Consider the following 20,121-nt stretch of genomic DNA (forward strand, 5'->3'; position numbering starts at 1 on the left):
ACGATTTACAATAGAAATATAGAGAATGTAAGGGTTTTCAAAATGATAGGATCAACTTGGAGGTCATAACCATGCAAAATCAACTTCATGCCGACGTTTCCGAAACCGGTGTCGGTCCCTCGATGGAGCCTTCTGTGCAGGATAAGAGGAAGCTTGACAGAAAAAGGTGGCTCAGAAAGCTCTACGGCCAACGACATCTTCAAATTATGGCGCTGCTCGGCGTTGTGTGGATGATCATCTTCAACTACATTCCCATGTACGGTGTCATCATTGCATTCAAAGAATTCAACATCGTCAAATCCATCGGCGAAGCTCCCTGGGTAGGGCTTGCGCATTTTAAGGAATTTTTCTCGGACGAGGACTTTACCAACGTCATGCGGAACACGCTCGGGATCAGCTTGCTGAAGCTGTTCATCGGATTTCCGCTTCCGATTATCTTTGCGCTCTTCCTGAACGAGATCCGGTCGGTTCGCTACAAGCGAACGATCCAGACGATCTCTTATCTGCCTCACTTCTTGTCATGGGTCATCCTGGGCGGCATTCTGATGACCTGGCTTGCGGATATCGGGATCATCAACAATATCTTGCTGGCCCTGCATATTATCGATGAGCCGATCACGTATTTGGCCGAGCCGAAATACTTCTGGGGAATCATTATCACTTCGGATATCTGGAAGGAGCTCGGGTGGTCTGCAATCATCTATCTGGCGGCCATTGCCAGCATTTCGCCGGAAATGTACGAGGCCTCCACGATTGACGGCGCCGGCCGGTTTCAGAAAATGTGGTATATCACGCTGCCAAGCATCAAGTCGACCATATCCATCCTCTTCATCCTTGCGGTCGGCGGTGTGCTGAACTCCAACTTCGATCAGATTTTGGTGCTCCGGAATTCGCTGAACGAAAGCGCGAGCAACGTCATCGATATTTTTGTGTACCACACCGGGATGCAGAACGGACGTTATTCCTACGCGCAAGCCGTCGCATTGTTCAAGTCCGTCATTGCGATCATCCTGCTGTTGATTGCGAACAGGGTGACCAAAAAACTGAACGACACCTCGCTGTTCTAACGAGAAGGGAGAATGATATACCATGCTTAAACGCAGAACCAAAGGCGAAGCCTTCTTTGATATATTCAACAACTTCGGCATGCTGATCGTATGCTTCCTGACGATCTACCCGATCTGGTACGTGCTGGTAAATGCCTTCAATGACGGGCAGGACGCCATGCGCGGAGGAATCTACTGGTGGCCGCGGATGTTCAGCCTCGAGAATTTCAGCGCGGTGTTCCAGAGCTCCGGCATCATGACGGCGATGGGCATTACCGTAGCCAAAACCGTCATTGGTGTGTTCATCCATGTCCTCTTCACCGCCATGGTGGCTTATGCATTCTCGCGGAAGGGTCTGATCGGCGGCAAATTCTATATTTTGCTCGGAACGGTGACGATGTTTTTCACCGGCGGACTAATTCCGACTTATCTGTTGATCAAGGATTTGAATATGCTCGACAGCTTCCTGGTGTACATTATTCCGTTCATGTTCAGTTTCTTCGACCTCATCATTTTCATGACCTTCTTCAGGGAAATTCCGGACGGTCTGGAGGAGGCGGCGAAGATTGACGGGGCTAATGACTGGTCCATCTTCCTCCGGGTTGTGCTGCCGGTATCCATGCCGGTTATCGCGACGATTGCCTTGTTTCATGGGGTGTTCCAGTGGAATGACTATTTCACCGGCGTCATTTATATCAACAATACGGATCTGCAGCCGATCCAGACGTATCTGTATAAAGTCGTCGCACAATCCAGCTCCAATCAGATGATGGCACAGGTTCCGGGCGGCGTTGCCAAGACGGTCACCTCCCAATCGATCAAAATGGCGACCATGGTCGTAACGACGGCGCCGATTGTCTTCGTCTATCCGTTTCTGCAGCGGTACTTCGTCAAAGGGATGATGATTGGCTCCATTAAAGGTTAATTCACAGGATGTTCGTAGATGTTTCCTTCCCATCTCCCGGAGAGAACCGGGGGAGGCGAAATCTTACCGGTAGCTTCTCTTGCCTAATATGGCGGGAGTTCTATATAATCATATTTTTAAATAAGAAAAGGGGTAAACACATGAGCAAGATGCTTAAGCCAAAGAGCCTTCTGTTGTTGATGTTCGCACTGGTCATGGCCTTTACAACAGCATGCTCGTCCGGCGGTGATAATAGCGCGTCGGAAAAAGAGGAAGACAAACCGGCAGAGGAAGTAAAACTGACTCAGGACCAGCCGGGATGGGAAGTCGATACCTCCCCGATTACGTTTGATTGGTACATCAACTTCGCCTGGTTCCCGAACAAATGGGGCGAGGACATTACGTCGCAATACGTAACGAAGAAGACGGGGGTTAACGTCAACTTCATCGTGCCGGCAGGGAACGAAGCCGAGAAGATGAATACGATGATCGCTTCCGGCACACTGCCTGATTTTATTACGCTGGGATGGTATGAAGACGCTGTCAAAAAAATGATCGAAGGCGACCTCGTTCTGCCGCTGAACGAACTGGCCGACCAATACGATCCGTATTTCTATAAAGTAACCGACCCTGCGAAGGTGTCGTGGTACACCAAGGATGACGGCAATATTTACGGTTATCCGAATGCCTCCTCTTCACCGAAGGACTATGAGAAGTTTGGCGATAACATTACCTCCAACCAAACGTTCCTGGTCCGCAAAGACATGTATGAGGCACTCGGAAGCCCGGATATGCGCACGCCGGAAGGTTTCCTGAAAGCGCTTGAGGACGCCAAGAAAATGTTCCCGGACGTGAACGGACAGCCGCTCATTCCGTTTGGATTGCATGATTTCCATGAAAAAGGCAACAGCTCCCTTGAGGGCTACCTGCAGAACTTCCTCGCCATTCCGCAGGATAAAGACGGAAAGCTGTATGACCGCAGCACCGATCCGGAATATGTAAGATGGTTGAAGACGTTTCGGATGGCGAATGAAAAAGGTCTGATGTCCAAGGATATTTTCGTGGATAAACGCCCGCAGATGGAAGAAAAAATCGCACAGGGTCGCTATTTCGCGATGCTGTACCAACGCAGCGATATGGCGAACCAGCAGAACGCGCTGTATGCAAACGATCCGAACTCCGTCTACATCGCAGTGGACGGACCGGCTAACTCCAACCTGGATCAGCCGACCTTGTCGGGTCCTTCGATCTCCGGCTGGACGGTAACCTTGATCTCCAAGAACGTAAAAGACAAAGCGCGTGCCATTCGCTTCCTGGATTACCTGATCTCCGAAGAAGGCCAGCGTGATACCTACTTGGGCGAAAAAGGCGTGACATGGGATACGATTGACGGCAAAGACCAATTCCTGCCTGAGGTTGCAGAGCTGCTGAACAGCGACCGCGGCGCATTCGACAAAAAGTACGGAGCATCCCACACCTTCTGGATGATGATGGATAATAACGTTACGCAGCCTTGGATGCCTGCTGCAGTCGAGCCGTTTAAGCAAATGGAAGACTGGACCCGCGGCAAGACCCAGAGCTTCTCGCAATTCGATCAGCTGGATCCGGATGCCGGCTCTGAGGAAGGCATCATTAACGACAAGGTCATGAGCGAGTGGGGCAAAATTCTGCCGAAGCTGATCTTTGCCAAAACGGATGCCGAATTCGATCAAATCTGGAACGATTACCAAGCGAAACGCGAATCGCTCGGATTCGCGAAGGTTCAGGAATACAGACAGAAAGAATACGAAGAGAACGTCAAGAAGCTTGAGGAATTCTTGAAGTAAGGATTTTCTCTAGAGCGCGAAAAAAACAGAATGCAGGCGCAAGGTACCCTATGATCGATTTTGTCGAAATAGGGTGCCTTTTGTCGCATCACGAGCTAATATAGGATGGTATCCGATCGGCTGTTGCTGCCTTTCCATCCAGGACTCGGTTACGGTTATTTCATGAAACGGGATGTGACAGTCATGATGAAACGAATGGCATCGCTTATACAATCGTTTACCTATTGGATTGGCCGCAGGTCGATGCAGAGCCGTTTGGTTGCTGCCTATATTTTGATTTTGCTGATTCCGAGCATGATCGTGTCGAATTATTTTTTCAAGCAGATTCGGGATACCTATATCAGCGATGCGCTTAACCAGAACTCGTTCCTGCTGGAGATCGAGAAGATGAACATGCTGAACCAGATCGAGGCGATCGAAATGGCCGCACAGCTGGCGATTTCGGACGACGGGATCAAGGATTATCTTCGGATCAATGAAGAGCCCGAGCCGGCATGGCTGATCGATTTGGCATGGGGGCCCTTCAAGGATATACAACGGATCCAAACGAACAATCCGAATATTACGCATCTTCGGTTATACACCAACAACTCGTACGTGACGGAGATGTGGCCGATCATTTTCCATGAGAAACGGATCGCAAGCGAGCCGTGGTTTCCCAAGGTCAAGGAGTTGGATGGCGGGGAGATGTGGGTATTCAACCACCGCGATCCCGATATTCTGCAGCGCTACGCCGCCGACGTGTCCGAAGAGCAGCCGAAGGTGTCCTTGATCCGCCAAGTCCATAACGGGAATTACAGCGGCGTGATTCAGGTGGATATGCTGCTCAAGTATTTTGCTCCGAAGACCTTTGCCGGTATCGTGGATAACAGCTCGCAGATGGTCATCGTGGATCAGGAAGGGAAGCTGTTCATGGATCGAAGCCAATCGTTCATGACCAGTCACGAGGGACTCCGGGACGAGGTGGAGCTTCAATTCGCTAAGCTGAAGCTGCAGACGGGCGACTCCGAGGAGACCATGCATGCCAGGTTCAGCCTGGACGGTTCCTCGTTCCTGCTGATTGCGACGCCGATGGAGCGGCTTCATGCCCACGTGCTGAATGTCGTTTCCCTGGAAGGGGCGCTGAATAACGTATCCAAGGCCCAGGGACAGATTATAGCCGCGAACGTCGTGCTGATCATTCTGTTGTCGATTATTACGTATTACTTAAATTCCATTATCCTGAAGAGCCTGCGTCGTTTAACGGAAACGATGAAGAGAGTCCGCAAGGGAGAGGTTACCGCGGCCATTGCGATCCGGGGCGGCGGCGAGGTGGGCGAACTGGCGCATCATTTTAACAAATTGATCCGCACCATCAATGAACTGATTGCCCAAGGGGTTCGCAAGCAGGCGGTGACCAAGGAGGCGGAGCTGCGCACGCTGCACAGCCAGATCGATTCCCATTTCCTGTACAACACGCTCGAAAATATTAAAATGCTGGCCGAAATCGAGGGACAGCGGACGATTTCGGACGCGCTGACCTCCCTAGGCGGAATGATGCGTTATAACTTCAAATGGTCGGGAGAGTACGTCAAGCTGAGGGATGAGATTCGCCATATCCGCAACTATATCGATGTAATGAATATCCGGTTCGACGAGCCGATCCGACTTGAACTCAACATTCCATCCGAATTCATGGAGCTCGAGGTATTGAAAATGTCGCTGCAGCCCATCGTGGAAAATGCCGTCAAGCATGCCTGGCCGGAGTTCCCGGATCAGGAGAAGCAGATCAAGATCGATGTCATCGCATGGGAAGAGGACCAGATTACGATTAACGTCACGGACAATGGAATCGGGATCGAGCCTTATCGGCTGGGCAGGCTGGGCGAGATTCTGCGAACGGCGGACGACGAGGAGCTCCCTTCGGGAGATTATGGGCGCGGCGGCGTGCAGGCCGGTGGAATCGGGCTTCGAAACGTGCACCAGCGAATCCGGTTGTTCTATGGGAATGAATATGGAATCGAATTGAAGAGCGAAAAGGGGAAGTTTACGCAGGTGACCATGACATTCCCTAAAGTGCTGTTAACAGGAGGAGGCAGTGGACATGAGAAGTCTGATGATCGTGGATGATGAGAAGAATATCCGGTATGGCCTGAAAACGATGATTGAACGGGAGTTCCCGGATCAATACGAGATCCGTTTGGCTGCCCAAGGGCAGGAAGCGCTGGAAGCCTACAACGAACAACCGGCCGATATCGTCATTACGGACATCCGGATGCCGGTCATGGACGGAATACGCCTGATCGAGGCACTGGCCGAACGGGAGGGTCCGCTGGGCGTTAAACCCGTCTTTCTGATTCTTAGCGGGTATGACGATTTTGAATATGCGAAGGCGGCGATCCGGTACCAGGTGAAAGAGTACCTTCTTAAGCCGATTCGACGGGACGAACTGTTCGCTGCCCTCCGAAAGACAGAAGAAGTTTTGATCCGGCAAGCGGACTTGCATGACCGCATGGCGGCCAGTGACGCATATCTTCAACAGCTGCAGACCCATCGGCTGAAGGAACTCCTGGAGCGGCCCCAAGGTGTGAATGGGGAGCCGGAGGCTGCCGCGGCTGAAATCGGATTTGATTCCTTCGTAAAGCCATTTCGGGTAGCGGTGATGAAATACAAATACGAAGACGGCAACTCCATGAACAAAGATGAGCTGAAGCAGCTGATTGATAACATGACGGCTTCGGTGGAAGGGCGGATCAATGCGTGTTTCCTGGACGGTAAGGGGAGGGTCGTGCTCATCGGCAGTCCGGACGGACAATTCGAGAAGCTGGCACGGCAGTTTACCGAGCGGGAGATGGACGGGCTCTTCGTCGGAATTAGCCGGAAAGGCTTCCGGTTCGAGGATATTCGGAGCTGTTACAACCAGGCGCTGACCGCTTTGAGTTATACGTTCATTCACCCCAACGTCAAACTGATGAGCCATGATGACATTCAAGGGGAGCTGAACACGTACCCGGTGCCGGAAGAGAATATCCGCAAGCTCGGCAACATGCTCGGCACGGAACGGGAACGGGAGATCAAGGCGCTGCTGCTGGACATTTTCCATATCGATGACATGCCCCATGTGGCCATCGATTATTTGGAGTTTGTCAGCAAACGGATTAATGAACGGGTGCTGGACGAAGTGTTCCGCGTGTACGGAGACTCCATGGTGGAAGTGTTGAAGCTGTACCGCAAGGTTGGGACGATGGACAATTACCGTCATTTCCATACGTATTTCAGGAATCTGGAGCATCTGCTGCTGCACGTGAACGAATATGTGAAAGGGATCCGTTCCGCCCACAGCGAGCATTCCGAGATCAAGGCAGCGGTCAGCTACATGGAGGAGAATTATCACAGGCCGCTGAACATGGCAATGGTCAGCAATTATGTATCGTTGAATTATTCGTATTTCAGCGAAGCGTTTAAGGCACATACGGGCGAAAATTTCGTGGTTTATCTCAAAAAGCTGCGAATAACGAAAGCCAAGGACCTGCTTCAGGACGGTGACATGAAACTTGCCGACATCGGCAAAGCGGTCGGGTTTGAGAACACCAAGCAATTCTCGCGCGTCTTCAAAGAGCTGGAAGGCATCTCGCCGCATGAATACCGGATCAAGGTGCAGACGGATGCAGGCTTGCAGCAGGAATGATTTCAAAAAAACGCTGGGAGGACCAGTCGCCAAAATGGTATTGTCTATGAAGGGAGAACCTTGTCCGTCAAGCGGCAGGGTTCTCCCTCTTATATGAACCGGGGACTGTTATTTTACATCCGATCCCCTTTTCACGGTTGACGCCACTATTGACTAGTGAGCGTTGAGCCCGTTTCAAGTAAGGTCTTCAATCCCGACAGTACGATCGGCAAGCCTAACTTCAGCGTGTTAGCCGTATGCAGCGCCTGATCAAACTCATCATGGATAACCGTTACCAGGGTTACGCCGTTAAGCTCGGCATGGGGATCGATTTCCCACGTAATGCGCGAGGGCTTTTCGCCGGCAGTATCATCGGTTATTAACATCCTCCAACTCAGAACCAGCTTATGCGGCGGATCTATACTTATTATGGTCCCCTCTGCTTGAACCTTGCCCTCGGGGTTCTTTAGGTTGAATGGCGAACCGATTTCCCAGTTGGATTGGATCGAGCAGTTGTACCAGAACTTTGATGTCTTGGCTGGATCGGTTATGGCGCGCCATACTTGCTCGGGTGCTGCTTTAATAGCAATCTGGTTTACATGACGGGGTTTCTGTTCCATATCCGGTTCACGCTCCAATTCATTTTTAAGGGATGTTAATTCCAGCGCCCAGGGCTCAGCGTATTTGCTGACCCACCGGTCGTATATTTGACGGATCGGCACGGAATTCAGATAATGCAGCTTCTCCCGGCCTACCTTTCTCGTTGTGACAAGGCCGGCTTCCTCCAGTATATGAAGATGCTTCATGACGCCGAATCGGGTCATCGCAAGGGGAACGCACAGCTCGCTTAAACTTTGCCCATCTGATTTATACAGCAGATCCAAGAGAGTTCGCCGGCTGGGATCCGCCAGTGCTTTAAATATTTCATTTTCCAATCGTGACATCTCCTTCTTAACAGCATGCTAAGAAAATTCAAATGGCTATTGACACGTGACCTAATGGTAACGTATTATAAACGTGACAGTATAGTCACATATTATCATACAACGAATCGTTTGTCAGCTTACGGCATTTTGAATGGACGAATGGGGAGGTATGAAAGTGACGAAGCAGCATAGTAAAGAGCATAGTAAACAGCATAGGTCTGGATGATTAAGAATCCATAGTGGTTAAAAAGTACAGGGAGGATGAGGAAACATATGAAAATTGTTATGATCGCGGGCAGTAATCGTCAAGGAGCTACAAGTACGTTATTGCTTCGCTATATCGGGAGGCTGCTGCAAGGTCATCAAATTTCAGCCGCATGTATCGAATTGAATGAATTGGAATTACCGCTTTATTCGCCTGACAACGAGGAACTGAGCCCGAATGTCCAGTATGTATTGGATATAGTCAAAGGTGCGGACGGATTGATCTTCGCGACACCGGAATATCATGGTTCGATTTCAGGGGTGCTCAAAAATGCCCTGGATTACATGAATGTAAGTCATATATCGGGGAAACCGGTGCTTTCCGTGAGCTCTGCAGGCGGACCGGTCGGGGTGAGCTCGCTGACCCATCTTCAGAGTATTATGCGCAACTTGCATGGGGTTAACAGCCCGGAGTGGATTTCTATCGGAGCGGGATCGCAAGGCTTTGATGCGGAGGGTGTTCCATTAGATGCTGGGCTGAGGGAGAGGGTTGATGCTGCTGTAGAGAAGTTTCTCGTTCTGACCCGGTCGCTTTCTGTTGGCGTCATGTCATTACGGTAACAGGACTTCACGGATTTCTAAACTGCGATCCATCCTATGGGTAACTGTGCATTTTACGGATGACTGTATAACGATGCGCCTAATACGTGACCATTTAGTTACGTATTAGGTGGAAAGGAGAATACATGTGAAAGCAATTCAGCCAGGTATAAAGAAGACGGCAGGAACAACTGTAGAGGCAGGCGAACGTTGGTTGGGTTCCTGGTTTGCAAGCCAGACTTACTACGATGCAAGATTCGCCGCCTTCGATACATTGGATAACCAGACGATTCGCATGATCGTACACCCCCATACCGCCGGCTCTACCATACGATTGAAGTTATCCAATCTGTATGGTTCCGAACAGGTAGTATTCGGCAGCGTAAACTTAGCGCTTTCCAATAAAGATGGGTATACGATTCCAGGAAGCGATAGACATGTCACATTCGAACGGATATCAATCATCATCATTCCTGCCGGACGAGAAATCTATACTGATCCCGTGGATCTTAACGTGAGTGGAGCTGTGGATGTAGCCATAAGCATATATGTTCCTCAATCAACTAAAACATCTACTTGGCATTTTTCCCCACCCCAAATCAGCTATATCGCCGATGGGGATCACGCTTCGGATAACAGTGCAGAATTTTTCAAGCAAAAGACCCACTCCTGCTGTTGGGTATCCGGTATGGAGGTATTATCCCAGGGAAGAAATTCACGAGTGATTGTTGCTCTAGGCGACTCGATTACAGAGGGGAGTACGTCTACCGCAGGCTCTAACCACCGGTGGCCAGACTTGTTTTATGATCGTCTTGTCCGGGAAAAGACAGACCGGGAAATTTCAGTCCTTAATTCCGGCATCGTCGGGAATCAGATTCTAAAGAGCGGTCCAGACGTTGGTCTGCCCGTAGCCGGAGAAAATGTGCTTTCGCGTTTAGATCGCGACGTTTTCTCTCACCCTGGAATTACAGACGTGATTTTTTTTGAAGGTATCAACGATATCGGCCTTGGGAATGCGACCGCGAATCAAATCATCGCGGGCATGAAGAAGGTGGCTGTCGAAGCGCATACCAAAGGAGTACGCATATGTATAGGCACCCTCACCCCGTTCGGCAATGCAAATTATTACTCGGAGGAAAGGGAACGAGTTCGCCAAGAAGTGAACCAGTGGATTCGTACTCAACATGTATTCGATGGAATGATTGACTTTGACAAGGCCTTAGCTAATCCCGAAGCTCCAAACGAACTGCTTCCCGCCTATGATTTTGGCGATCATCTGCATCTTAGCGATGCAGGATATAAGGCATTAGCTGATAGTATCCCATTGTCTCTATTTGAGAGATAGGAATCAGCCTGCTTTCCTAATGCAAATAACCAACAAAGGAGATGTTTTTCATGAAGACCATAGAGCAGAACAATATCGAAATGGTGACCGCAAAGATCGAGGAGTTGTGGAATAAAGGGGATATTTATCAGACGGATCAGTTTTTTGCCGAACAGATCGCAGAAGCCTTCGAGGATCAACACTATATGCTAGCTGATACCTTAGCCCAAGGGGAGAAGGTCATAGCAAGAATTGTTATTACAGGAACGCATAATGCCAGCTTTGCAGGAAATCCGCCGACGGGCAAATCCGTTCAGATTACCCAGTTCCGGGAATTTCATATCGTAGATGGCGAAATTACGAATCACAGTGGTTGGTTCGATACAGGGACGCTGCTGCCCCAAATCCAGGCAAAGTAGCTGCGGATGTTAACGGTAAAGCAATCGGAAAACCCAACGAACAAAGGAGATGTTTTATGATGAAAACAATAGAACAGAACAATATGGAAACGGTATCCGCGTTTATCGAGAGTTTCTGGAATCAGAGTGATATGGACAGCACGGATCAATTTTTATCGCCCGGTTATCAAGAGCATTCTTATCAATCCAAAGAAGGCCTGAAACAATTTGCCTTAACCATACTGGGGGCATTTCCAGATAAACACTATACCGTGGAACAGATGATCGCCCAAGGGGATAAGGTATTAGTAAGAATGGGGGTAAAAGGCACGCATACCGGCATGTTTTTTGGAAACTCTCCAACAGGCAATACCATTGATGTGACACTGTACCGTCAATATCGGGTAACCGATGGTAAAATAACCGAACATCGCGGTTGGATCGACATGGTGACGATGTGGCGCCAAATTCGAGGCGGCTAAAGACTCGGCACGATCCAGTCTTATTGACTGGGTCGTTTATTTTGCCCTCAGACTATGATATATTCCATCTCATTTTATCCCTTATATGGTAAAATAGAGGAGTCGGAGGTGCGTTATGACGAATTCAGCGAAATGGATCTGGGTATGGATGGTAGCATTGGTGCTGGCCTGCACCGTGTTTCTGATTGAACATCAGAAGAAAATCGAACAGGGAACGAAAATGACCTTGCAAAGCATTTTGGGCACATCTTTATTTCAAATATGGAGCCATTACACCGACATTCTGGCTCTGAAATCCATGCCCCTTCATGAAGCGCGCCTTGCGGAAGTGCGGCTGAAGCTGGCGGCCATCGAAGCGTATTCCAAGACAGCGGATGAAGCCGTCCGTTCGCAGCTGCTTAACCCCATCGCGGGAAAGTTCCTGACTCTGTCCGACAGCATACGGGAAAGCTATGCGGAGAACGGGGAGTTCTCGGAGGAAGACGTCAAGAAATACGCGATCATCATGAAGGATTCGGAAGCATTGATTTCCCTGATGTACAAGGTGTATTACGATTCGGATTCGGTTGAGGGGGGAGAAGTCAATCTGGACATCTCCGATTACGACGAATTGGTAGCGCTTAACAACCGGTTGAAGCATGATTTGGATGGTTTTGCGATGAAGTAGTTTAGAGTGCCGGAACCCGGAGAAGAAACGATAGTAGACGGAAAAAAGACACCTGATCGGCTTTCCAAGGACATGCCTCGGAATAGCGATGGGGTGTCTTTCCTATATGCAGGATTATGTAATCCCTGTGTTATTTATTGAGCTGCGGTCTCTAATGTGGACAGCGTCATTTCCATTTTGCGGGTGATTTCTTTCTGCCACTTCACGTCTCCAAGCTGGATCGCGAGGTTCAGCAGGTCCAAGTAATCATCCATTTGCAGAGAACAGCGGCGGGAAGTCGTTTTCATAAGTCAATCGGCTCTCCTTTGTATATAAACTCTTCAAGCGAAAAGCGTGTAAACCTGAGTGTAAATACATTCTCAACACATTCTCACTTGTCCGGTAATGATAATCATTATCATGTGGTTAATTCTCATTATAAAGGCTTCCCGCCCAGGTTGCAAGCCACTTTCTTGGATTTCGCGTAAAAATGAATTAATTCATGAAGAACCGCTGCCTGTATTTGCGCGGCGAGATCCCTTCCTGCTTCGTGAAACAGGAGGTGAAGTAGGCCGCATGATTGAAACCGACCTCTTCCGCGACCCGGCTGATGCTGAAATCCGTCTGCATCAGCAGCATCTTGGCCTGTTCGATCCGATAGCGCTGCAAATATTCAACCGGCGAGCAGCCGAATTCCTTCTGCATGCAGCGTGCGATATAGACAGGGTGGAAGTTAATGCGGTCGCCGAGCTCCTGTACCTTGAACTCCTCGCGATAATGCTTCCGCAGATAAGCTGCGGCCCGTTCGGCACAAGCGGAGGAGGGCGAGGAGAGTGGCGTATCCAGTGCGGCGGCCAGCAACTCGATGAGCTCTTGGAACACCACCTGCTGCCGCCACAGGATTTTGGCCTGGTGACCGTACTGAACCAGCGAAGACAGGGTAGCCAGGAGCTCCATGGCCTTTTCCGGCTGAGGCAGGGTGCCGAACTGGGGAATGTTAACGGAAAAATAGTTCGGTGTCATCGCCTTCAGCTCCGGAACTTCCTCTCTTCTAGGCGCTTGGCAAGCCTCGTCCGGGTGCCAATCCCCGGAGGTCTGGAAATGGAGCCAGTAATAATCGGTCTCCTCGGTGCATCCCCTCGTGCCGAAATGATGTGTATCGGGACGCAGGATCAGGAACATGCCGGGTTTGATCTCATAAGGACTTCCGTTCTCGGTGACATACAGCTGTCCCTTCCTAACGACGAGCAGATCAAAGATGCCGATGTTTTTGCGGTTGGGGTGTCCACTGTGAATCGGAGCCCGGGTAAGCCCGCTATTGATGTATTCCGGCAGCGGCGGAACGGTAAAATTCAGGATCGTCATAAGAAAGCCCTTTCGTGGTTCGCGAGGTTTGAATTTTGAAAGTTTTCGTTCGGAAAATGATATTATAACTCCAGTATACCATCTATAATTTGAAAAGGTTAAAGACCGTTTCATCATGAATTGTGTTTAACCCTTACATCATGGGTGGAGGTTGGAATGTTGGATAAAAACACAAACAAATTTACATTATGGGTTCTCGCATGGCCCATATTTATCGAGCTGTTCCTGCAGTTTCTGCTGGGAGCGGTGGATACATTGATGGTGAGCCGGATTTCCGACGATGCGGTGGCCGTGGTCGGCTTCTCCAATCAGCTGTTTCAGGCGATGACGACGCTGTTCATGACGGTCGCCAGCGGTGCCGGCATTCTCATTGCCCAGAAGATCGGGTCGCATCGGACGGGGGATGCCCGAACGATCGGCATCATGGCGGTAAGCGCCACCACCATCATCGGCTTGGCGTGCAGCTTGATATTGTTTGCAATGCCGGAGGCTATCGCCTCGGTGCTGCAGCTGCCGGAGCGTCTGCTTCCGCTTGCGGGAACGTATATCTCCATTGTCGGCGGCGGAATGATATTGATTGCCATGATGGCTACGATGAGCACGGTCATCCGCAATACCGGCAACACGCGCGGGCCGATGTACGTGGCCATCGGGATGAATATCATCCACGTCATTATGAACTATGGGTTTATATTCGGGGCTTTCGGCTTCCCGCAGTGGGGGCTTACCGGCGTTGCGGTTTCGACGGTGGTCAGCCGATTGCTTGCCGTTCTCTTGCTGCTGTACATGTTCCTTCGTTCCTTTGAATACCGAATCAAATGGAAGGAATTCCGGGTGTTCGACCGCCCGCTGTTCGGCGAAATCCTGAAGATCGGATGGCCGCTCGGCATCAATATGTCCTGCTGGGTTTTTACGCAGCTGATCATCTACTCCTTCATTGCAACGCTGGGTGCCGCCGAGCTGGCAGCCCGTACGTACATGAATACGCTGGAGTCCTTCTGCTTCCTGCTAGGCTCGTCGATCGCGATGGCGGCCCAGATCCAGATCGCGCATCTGTTCGGCGCAGGCCGGATCCGGGAGGCATACCGAAGCGCGTACCGCGCACTGGGTATCGGGGCAATTTACGTGGTCGTCAATGCATTCATCCTGTATGTTTTCGGAAAACAGCTACTGGGGCTGTTTACGGACGATAAGACGATCGTTGCGATCGGGGCATCGCTTCTTGGGATGAACCTGATTCTCCAGCCCGGCAAAATGCTCAACATGGCGCTCGGCAACTCGCTCAATGCCGTCGGAGATACCAGGTTCACCATGTACATTTCCCTTGGCTCGATGTGGCTTGTCGCCACCGGGCTGTCCTATGTGCTTGGCATACACATGGGATGGGGTCTTATCGGCATCTACTCCTGCATGATTGCCGACGAGTATTTGCGCGGCGTGTTGTCTTTCTTCCGCTGGCGGGGGCAGAAGCACCTCCGCAAGGCAGAGCAAGTCGAACCGGTGAGCCATCAGGCACACTCAATGGAACCGATCCCGGCGCAAGCTTAATGATTGGTTATAATATAGAAAAAGGATACTTCGGCCGTGCGGCATCGGGGTATCCTTTTTTTTACATACTAAAAAAATAACGTACTCGAAAACTTTTTGCCTGCATGCCGGGGTATTGTAAGTGATTGGCCAAGTGAAAGGAGGCAAGCACGGTTTGGTACACGACCTTATACAACGATTAAAGACGGAGTACAGCGATGAACTGTTTGAACAGCTGTATCGGTTATATGCGGATCGGGCGATTCGAACGGCAGCCGCAGTCACCGGAAGTTCGGCAGGCGCCGCCGACGTGGTCCAGGAAACGTTTATCCGGGTTTACCGCAATCTGGGGTCCTATGATTTGAGCAGGCCCTTTGAGCCGTGGTTCAACCGGATTCTCTATAACGAGTGCAACCGGTATTTGAAGAAACATGCGAAGATGGTGCCTTCGGAAATTTCCGAGGAGAGGGATCTTCCCTCCGAGAGCGACACCTATGAATTTGACCGGCACGGCGAGGTATATGAGCTGGTGCAGCGGCTGGATGATCCGCACCGGATTCCCGTTATTTTGAAATATTTGAATGATGTAGCCGAGAAGGATATCGCGGACATGATGGAGCTGAACGTCAACACGGTGAAGTCCAGGCTGTTCAAAGCGAGAAAGAAATTAAAGGAATGGATGCTGCAGAATAGGGGAGGGAATCAGCATGGGACGTGATCCATGGGATCAAGAGATTGCAGACGGCCTGAAAAAGGGGACGGATGACGCGATGCGACATAAAGACGAGATTTGGATGGCGATCAAGGAGCGGATTCATAGCGAGCAAGCCCAGCAGCCTGCAGAGTCGGAGACTTCCTTTGCGCCGCGGGAGTCGAAAGGACGCCGCCGTTCGGGACGAAGAGCGGCCGGATGGATTGCGGGCACCGCCGCTGCGGCAGCCATCGTGCTGACCGTCAGCTTTCAGACGGCGCCTGTCCAAGCGTTCATTGATCAGGTGAAGGAATGGTTCGCTCCTCAGAAGACGGTTGAACAGGAGCTGGAGGGCATGCCGGAAACAAGCGTGGATCAGATGCATGAGGGAGCGGATTACGTGATTTATATGGATGAGAGCCGGTTTAAGATGGTTCATGAATCGGGCGTGGACCGCATTGAATTGAAGGAGAAGCCAACAGATGACCGCTATCCGGAGGTGTTCATGGAAATTTCGCAGGAGGGCATTGATCCAAAGAGCGCAGCGGAGCAGCTTCAGAAAGAGCTGCAAACGTATCCGAAGGTCGAGGCGAACCTCGTGGATGAACCGATTCAAGGCTGGGAGGTGCGTGCGGTAGGCGGCACCGGCGGCAAAGAGTGGGATGATCCGGTCATACGGTATTATGTGTTCGATAACGGGCAGGGCGGCAGCTTTGTCGTGAAGCAGCAGTATTTCCTGGAGGCCTCCGAAGGCTTCGGTGCACGCTTCCATAACATGATGAAGGAATTCCATATTACCTCCAATCATAATGGAGAGACAACGAAGGAGTAGTGAGCAATGAACAAGATTAGCATGATATGGGTTGCAGTGGTGGCCGTGCTGGTGATCGGAGGCTGCAGCAACGAAACTCCCCTGGTGGAGAACGAGCCGGTGAACACATCCGTGCAAGGGCTTGAATTAACCAAGCAGCCGCAGCCGGAAGAGAAGAAAGAGGCAACTCCTGCCGGAGAGAGTGACGAGGCTTCAGAAGATCAATCGGTAGCGAAGGTAGCCGATCCGTCGCCGTCTGTTCCGGCCCCTTCCGCGGAAAATGCAACCTCTCAAGCAGACGCTTCAACCTCGAAAGAGCAGGGAGAAGATGTTGTTTCTTCCCTGAAAGAGCTGTCACTGATAAGCAAGACGATGGAAGAAGTCCGGCAACAGCTTGGGGAGGCGAAGACGACGGCTAAAGGCGGGGGATTCACTTCGTGGCAGTATGATCATCCAGGCAAGGAAGGCTACCATTACCCCGAAACCGCCGTTTCGGTAGATGTTCAGGGCCTCGATAGCGGAAGCATGAAGGCGCAGCTCATGATTAGCTTTAACGAGAACAACTTGGTGGACTCTTATTCCATCTATCACGTGGTGGATGGTGAAATTATGGTGTACCGTGTCACCGAAGCAGGGGCTGTGGAGGAACCGGGACAGGCGGATTAAGCAGAAGGCGTTTATACAAGATAATCGCCAGCAAGCGCAATGAATGATAACAAGTGCAAGGGATAGTCCGACCGGAAGGTGATGGACTATCCCTTGTTATTGTTTATAGTTCGGATAGAATCGTTTGCAGATGGCTTCATATGTTAATTTATATAACATTAATTGATTTTATTCTCATGATGTGCTCTTTTTATTTCTGGATTATATTTATTTAAATCTATTAAAAATGGCAAGAAAAGAGGGGTTATCATTCATAAACTATCATTGTTAACGTTTTCTCTACTGCATGTAATATTTGTTATATTAAATAACATTAAATAGAATAACTCTAACGAATACATAGATTTATGTTAGATAATATCACATACACATCAGAGGAGAGTGCCATGATGAAACCGAAGTCGAAACGCCCGTTAGCAGTTTGGAGTACCGCTGCATTTACCGCTTTTGTGATTACTTTATCGCCTGTTGGGACGTATGCGGCACATGCTGCAACGGTAACGGAAGTGAAAGGGACGGTTAGTGCGGTTTCACCCGTGCAAACCCCTGCGGCGCCAGGAAGGAATACGACGGTTCCTCCCCTGTCGGAGGCCTCTAAACAATCGGCGAAGCCGAACGTGCTGGTGGTTGCGACTGGCGGCACTTTGGCGGGCCAATCGACGGATGCTACCAGCTTTCAATCCTATCGGGCAGGAACGCTGAAGATTGAAGATATGGTAGGCGAGCTTCCGAATACGGACAAGATTGCGGATATCAGCACGCTTCAGTTCGGCAACTCCGGGTCGAGCGCCTATACCATGGCCGATTTATACGATCTTTCCCGGACCGTCGACAAGGCGCTGGAGGTGTACGATAGCGTCGTCGTGACAACAGGGACGGATACGATGGAAGAGATTGCGTACTTCCTCGATCTGACGGTGCAAAGCGATAAACCCGTCGTTATCACCGGTTCCATGAGACCTTGGACGGTGATCGGTTCCGATGCCCAAGCGAACTTGTACAACGCCATCAAACTTGCCGGGAGCGGCCGCACGGAATCCTTCGGCACGGTGCTGATGCTGAATGACACGATTCATCTGGCACGCGGCGTAACCAAGACCAATGACTACCGCACCGACACGTTCGAAACGCCTATGCTGGGCGCGGTCGGATATATCGATGACGAGAATATCCGTATCTACCGGGCTCCCCTCCGTGCAATGAAAGACGAAGGCCAGGGTAAACCAGTGTTTGATCTGAGCAAAATCACGAAAGGGGATCTGGCGAAGGTCGAAATTGCGGTTTCTTATCAGGAGGCCGGCGGCGGGGCGATCAAAGGCTTTGTGGCAGACGGAGCTAAAGGCATCGTCACCTCCGGTACCGGCGCAGGCGGCATCTCGAGAGAGATGAGTGCCGCCCGCAAAGAAGCCATCGAAAAGGGGGTGGTCTTCGTAACTACGACCCGTACAGGCTCTGGCAGCGTATACGGCGGCGGAGAGGGCATCATTTCAGGCGACAACCTGAGTCCTCAACAAGCCCGCGTTCTGCTGCTGCTCTCCCTGTCCTTTACGGATGATTTCGATACGATCAAGGGTTGGTTCGCAACCTACGGAACGCCTGAAGTGTAATCTCAGACTCAGTCATTTTTTAGCTGCTCCTTATTCCTACTGAACGATGAAATTCCTTCCACCAATATATTTGCCGCCGGGGATGACCCGGCGGTCTCTTTTTTTGTTCGCAAGCACGTAAGGCAAATCGATAGCGGGATTCGTCACATTCAGCGGCTGAACATAACGTTTCGGGCAATGGGATTTAGCCGAGAAATGCGGGATCTAAGGATATAACGGGGGCATGAACGTTTAGGATATTTTCATCGGTTTATTGCTTTCTATGTCAGCTATTTGTATACTTTACAATAGTAAACGATTACTATAAGTGAGGGATCCTATGAAGAAGCCGACCACAATACATGATATAGCAAAGATGGCGAATGTTTCTTCGGCAACGGTTTCGCGCGTGTTAAGCAACAGCAGTTATCCTGTCAGCAAGGAGCTTAAAGAGCGCATCCAGCAAATCGCGAAGGAGTCCAATTATATTCCGAATATGCTCGGCAAACAGCTGAAGAAGAATAGCAGCAATACGATCGGAGTCATCATTCCTTCTATTGTGAACCCGTTTTATTCTTCCGTCATTTTCGGGATCGAAGAGGTGGCTCGGCAGAATAGCTTTACGGTTATCGTATGCAACTCCCTGCAAGATCCGGCCCTGGAAGACGAATATTTAAGGACGATCATGGAGAAGCAGGTCAAAGGCCTGATCATCTCCTCGATCTCCAAGGATAAGAGCCAGTTGACCCAGTTGATGAAACTTGGCCTGAACGTCATCGCCATCGATCAGAAGATCGATGAGGACAACATTAACCAGATCGAGTTCGACTACCACAAGGCCGGTTACATCGCAACCAAGCATCTGCAGGAGAAGGGGCATGCGCGCATCGGTTACGTCACTTCCAAGCTGGATCGCCCAAGCCGCCGAAGCATTCATCAGGGCTATATGTCGGCGATGAAGGACGCGGGTCTCAAGCCGCTGGTGGTCGAGTCCCCGACCGAGGAAGTGTATAATGCGGTCACCGAATTCGATACGGGCAAGCAGCTCACGCAGAGACTGCTGGAACATTCGCCGCAGCCGACGGCGATATTTGCGTGCAACGACATGATGGCCTTTGGGGTGATCAACGAATTGTCGCAGCGCGACATTCAGGTGCCGGAGCAGATTTCGGTGATGGGCTTTGACGGCATTGACGTGGGACAGATGATTCATCCGCCGCTCACAACCATTAAGCAGCCCGATTACGAGATGGGGAAGATGGCCTGCAAAATGCTGCTGGATATGATGCAGGGCGAGGATAGCCCGATGTTCGATGTGATGCTGCAGCCTAAATTGCTGGAGCGAAAATCGGTCCGGGATATCCGGGAGAACAAGTGAATACAAGGATGGTTTAAAGCCCGGGCATAACAACAACGCTCGGGCTTTATTAGTTGTTATAAAAGATATCGATTACTAACTTTTTTCTATTCGTT

19 protein-coding genes are annotated in these 20,121 nt (G+C 50.5%); 16 read left to right on the forward strand and 3 right to left on the reverse strand.

Annotated elements, in window-relative coordinates; all coding sequences use genetic code 11:
• Positions 1-71 precede the first annotated feature (71 nt).
• From GYMC10_RS02755 to GYMC10_RS02775, 5 genes are all read left to right on the forward strand, one after another.
• Positions 72-1,067, forward strand: a complete 996-nt coding sequence (locus tag GYMC10_RS02755; protein ID WP_012818741.1) for an ABC transporter permease — start codon at positions 72-74, stop codon at positions 1,065-1,067.
• A 22-nt stretch (positions 1,068-1,089) separates the two neighbouring features.
• Complete coding sequence (locus tag GYMC10_RS02760; RefSeq protein ID WP_012818742.1) at positions 1,090-1,971, forward strand: carbohydrate ABC transporter permease; 882 nt, start codon at positions 1,090-1,092, stop codon at positions 1,969-1,971.
• 140 nt (positions 1,972-2,111) lie between these two features.
• Positions 2,112-3,776: an extracellular solute-binding protein gene (locus GYMC10_RS02765; RefSeq protein WP_012818743.1), complete on the forward strand. Its 1,665-nt coding sequence runs from the start codon at positions 2,112-2,114 to the stop codon at positions 3,774-3,776.
• Positions 3,777-3,881: 105 nt separating this feature from the next.
• Positions 3,882-5,885, forward strand: a complete 2,004-nt coding sequence (locus GYMC10_RS02770) for a sensor histidine kinase (protein WP_012818744.1) — start codon at positions 3,882-3,884, stop codon at positions 5,883-5,885.
• Entirely contained in the window at positions 5,860-7,443 is a 1,584-nt protein-coding gene (locus GYMC10_RS02775) for a response regulator (RefSeq protein ID WP_012818745.1), read from the forward strand. The genes GYMC10_RS02770 and GYMC10_RS02775 overlap by 26 nt, the downstream gene beginning before the upstream one ends.
• A gap of 146 nt (positions 7,444-7,589) precedes the next feature.
• On the opposite strand, the gene GYMC10_RS02780 is transcribed toward GYMC10_RS02775, so the two are convergent.
• Positions 7,590-8,357 (reverse strand): ArsR/SmtB family transcription factor, encoded by a 768-nt coding sequence (locus GYMC10_RS02780; protein WP_012818746.1) that lies wholly within the window; start codon positions 8,355-8,357, stop codon positions 7,590-7,592.
• Positions 8,358-8,621: 264 nt separating this feature from the next.
• Between GYMC10_RS02780 and GYMC10_RS02785 the strand changes: the two genes are divergently transcribed.
• The 5 genes from GYMC10_RS02785 (at position 8,622) to GYMC10_RS02805 (ending at position 12,023) form a co-directional block, all read left to right on the forward strand.
• Positions 8,622-9,173, forward strand: coding sequence for an NADPH-dependent FMN reductase (locus tag GYMC10_RS02785; protein ID WP_012818747.1), 552 nt, complete (start codon positions 8,622-8,624; stop codon positions 9,171-9,173).
• A gap of 127 nt (positions 9,174-9,300) precedes the next feature.
• Positions 9,301-10,497, forward strand: coding sequence for an SGNH/GDSL hydrolase family protein (locus GYMC10_RS02790; protein ID WP_012818748.1), 1,197 nt, complete (start codon positions 9,301-9,303; stop codon positions 10,495-10,497).
• Positions 10,498-10,547: 50 nt separating this feature from the next.
• Positions 10,548-10,895 carry an ester cyclase gene (locus GYMC10_RS02795; RefSeq protein ID WP_012818749.1) on the forward strand — a complete coding sequence of 116 codons (348 nt, stop codon included), beginning with the start codon at positions 10,548-10,550 and terminating at the stop codon, positions 10,893-10,895.
• A gap of 56 nt (positions 10,896-10,951) precedes the next feature.
• Complete coding sequence (locus GYMC10_RS02800; RefSeq protein ID WP_012818750.1) at positions 10,952-11,356, forward strand: ester cyclase; 405 nt, start codon at positions 10,952-10,954, stop codon at positions 11,354-11,356.
• Positions 11,357-11,471: 115 nt separating this feature from the next.
• On the forward strand, positions 11,472-12,023 hold the full coding sequence (locus tag GYMC10_RS02805) for a hypothetical protein (protein WP_012818751.1): 552 nt from the start codon (positions 11,472-11,474) through the stop codon (positions 12,021-12,023).
• Positions 12,024-12,157: 134 nt separating this feature from the next.
• Here GYMC10_RS02805 and GYMC10_RS32410 read toward each other — a convergent pair whose 3' ends face one another.
• Together GYMC10_RS32410 and GYMC10_RS02810 are read right to left on the reverse strand one after the other, a co-directional pair.
• Complete coding sequence (locus GYMC10_RS32410; protein WP_009591875.1) at positions 12,158-12,310, reverse strand: hypothetical protein; 153 nt, start codon at positions 12,308-12,310, stop codon at positions 12,158-12,160.
• Between the two features lie 187 nt (positions 12,311-12,497).
• The gene (locus GYMC10_RS02810; protein ID WP_012818752.1) at positions 12,498-13,367 is read right to left on the reverse strand and encodes an AraC family transcriptional regulator; all 870 of its coding nucleotides are present in this window, start codon (positions 13,365-13,367) and stop codon (positions 12,498-12,500) included.
• Between the two features lie 156 nt (positions 13,368-13,523).
• Between GYMC10_RS02810 and GYMC10_RS02815 the strand changes: the two genes are divergently transcribed.
• The 6 genes from GYMC10_RS02815 to GYMC10_RS02840 all read left to right on the forward strand — a co-directional run bounded on the left by GYMC10_RS02815 (position 13,524) and on the right by GYMC10_RS02840 (position 20,026).
• On the forward strand, positions 13,524-14,915 hold the full coding sequence (locus tag GYMC10_RS02815; RefSeq protein WP_012818753.1) for an MATE family efflux transporter: 1,392 nt from the start codon (positions 13,524-13,526) through the stop codon (positions 14,913-14,915).
• 154 nt (positions 14,916-15,069) lie between these two features.
• Positions 15,070-15,612, forward strand: coding sequence for an RNA polymerase sigma factor (locus GYMC10_RS02820; RefSeq protein ID WP_012818754.1), 543 nt, complete (start codon positions 15,070-15,072; stop codon positions 15,610-15,612).
• Entirely contained in the window at positions 15,602-16,417 is an 816-nt protein-coding gene (locus GYMC10_RS02825; protein ID WP_012818755.1) for a hypothetical protein, read from the forward strand. Before GYMC10_RS02820 ends, GYMC10_RS02825 begins: the two co-directional genes overlap by 11 nt.
• 6 nt (positions 16,418-16,423) lie before the next feature.
• The gene (locus GYMC10_RS02830; RefSeq protein ID WP_012818756.1) at positions 16,424-17,062 is read left to right on the forward strand and encodes a hypothetical protein; all 639 of its coding nucleotides are present in this window, start codon (positions 16,424-16,426) and stop codon (positions 17,060-17,062) included.
• Positions 17,063-17,448: 386 nt separating this feature from the next.
• On the forward strand, positions 17,449-18,669 hold the full coding sequence (locus tag GYMC10_RS02835) for an asparaginase (protein WP_012818757.1): 1,221 nt from the start codon (positions 17,449-17,451) through the stop codon (positions 18,667-18,669).
• A gap of 319 nt (positions 18,670-18,988) precedes the next feature.
• Positions 18,989-20,026 (forward strand): LacI family DNA-binding transcriptional regulator, encoded by a 1,038-nt coding sequence (locus GYMC10_RS02840; protein ID WP_012818758.1) that lies wholly within the window; start codon positions 18,989-18,991, stop codon positions 20,024-20,026.
• Positions 20,027-20,121 lie beyond the last annotated feature (95 nt).

The sequence above is a fragment of the Paenibacillus sp. Y412MC10 genome (genome assembly GCF_000024685.1).
GTDB lineage: Bacteria > Bacillota > Bacilli > Paenibacillales > Paenibacillaceae > Paenibacillus_AQ > Paenibacillus_AQ lautus_A.

What these genes read in the sequence shown, in the direction of transcription:
- GYMC10_RS02830 (WP_012818756.1), top strand. Translation starts at nt 16,424, where the DNA reads ATGAACAAGATTAGCATGATATGGGTTGCAGTGGTGGCCGTGCTGGTG.
- GYMC10_RS02770 (WP_012818744.1), top strand. Translation starts at nt 3,882, where the DNA reads ATGGTATCCGATCGGCTGTTGCTGCCTTTCCATCCAGGACTCGGTTAC.
- GYMC10_RS32410 (WP_009591875.1), bottom strand. Translation starts at nt 12,310, where the DNA reads ATGAAAACGACTTCCCGCCGCTGTTCTCTGCAAATGGATGATTACTTG.
- GYMC10_RS02775 (WP_012818745.1), top strand. Translation starts at nt 5,860, where the DNA reads ATGAGAAGTCTGATGATCGTGGATGATGAGAAGAATATCCGGTATGGC.
- GYMC10_RS02785 (WP_012818747.1), top strand. Translation starts at nt 8,622, where the DNA reads ATGAAAATTGTTATGATCGCGGGCAGTAATCGTCAAGGAGCTACAAGT.
- GYMC10_RS02840 (WP_012818758.1), top strand. Translation starts at nt 18,989, where the DNA reads ATGAAGAAGCCGACCACAATACATGATATAGCAAAGATGGCGAATGTT.
- GYMC10_RS02800 (WP_012818750.1), top strand. Translation starts at nt 10,952, where the DNA reads ATGATGAAAACAATAGAACAGAACAATATGGAAACGGTATCCGCGTTT.
- GYMC10_RS02755 (WP_012818741.1), top strand. Translation starts at nt 72, where the DNA reads ATGCAAAATCAACTTCATGCCGACGTTTCCGAAACCGGTGTCGGTCCC.
- GYMC10_RS02795 (WP_012818749.1), top strand. Translation starts at nt 10,548, where the DNA reads ATGAAGACCATAGAGCAGAACAATATCGAAATGGTGACCGCAAAGATC.
- GYMC10_RS02825 (WP_012818755.1), top strand. Translation starts at nt 15,602, where the DNA reads ATGGGACGTGATCCATGGGATCAAGAGATTGCAGACGGCCTGAAAAAG.
- GYMC10_RS02810 (WP_012818752.1), bottom strand. Translation starts at nt 13,367, where the DNA reads ATGACGATCCTGAATTTTACCGTTCCGCCGCTGCCGGAATACATCAAT.
- GYMC10_RS02805 (WP_012818751.1), top strand. Translation starts at nt 11,472, where the DNA reads ATGACGAATTCAGCGAAATGGATCTGGGTATGGATGGTAGCATTGGTG.
- GYMC10_RS02835 (WP_012818757.1), top strand. Translation starts at nt 17,449, where the DNA reads ATGATGAAACCGAAGTCGAAACGCCCGTTAGCAGTTTGGAGTACCGCT.
- GYMC10_RS02815 (WP_012818753.1), top strand. Translation starts at nt 13,524, where the DNA reads ATGTTGGATAAAAACACAAACAAATTTACATTATGGGTTCTCGCATGG.
- GYMC10_RS02760 (WP_012818742.1), top strand. Translation starts at nt 1,090, where the DNA reads ATGCTTAAACGCAGAACCAAAGGCGAAGCCTTCTTTGATATATTCAAC.
- GYMC10_RS02765 (WP_012818743.1), top strand. Translation starts at nt 2,112, where the DNA reads ATGAGCAAGATGCTTAAGCCAAAGAGCCTTCTGTTGTTGATGTTCGCA.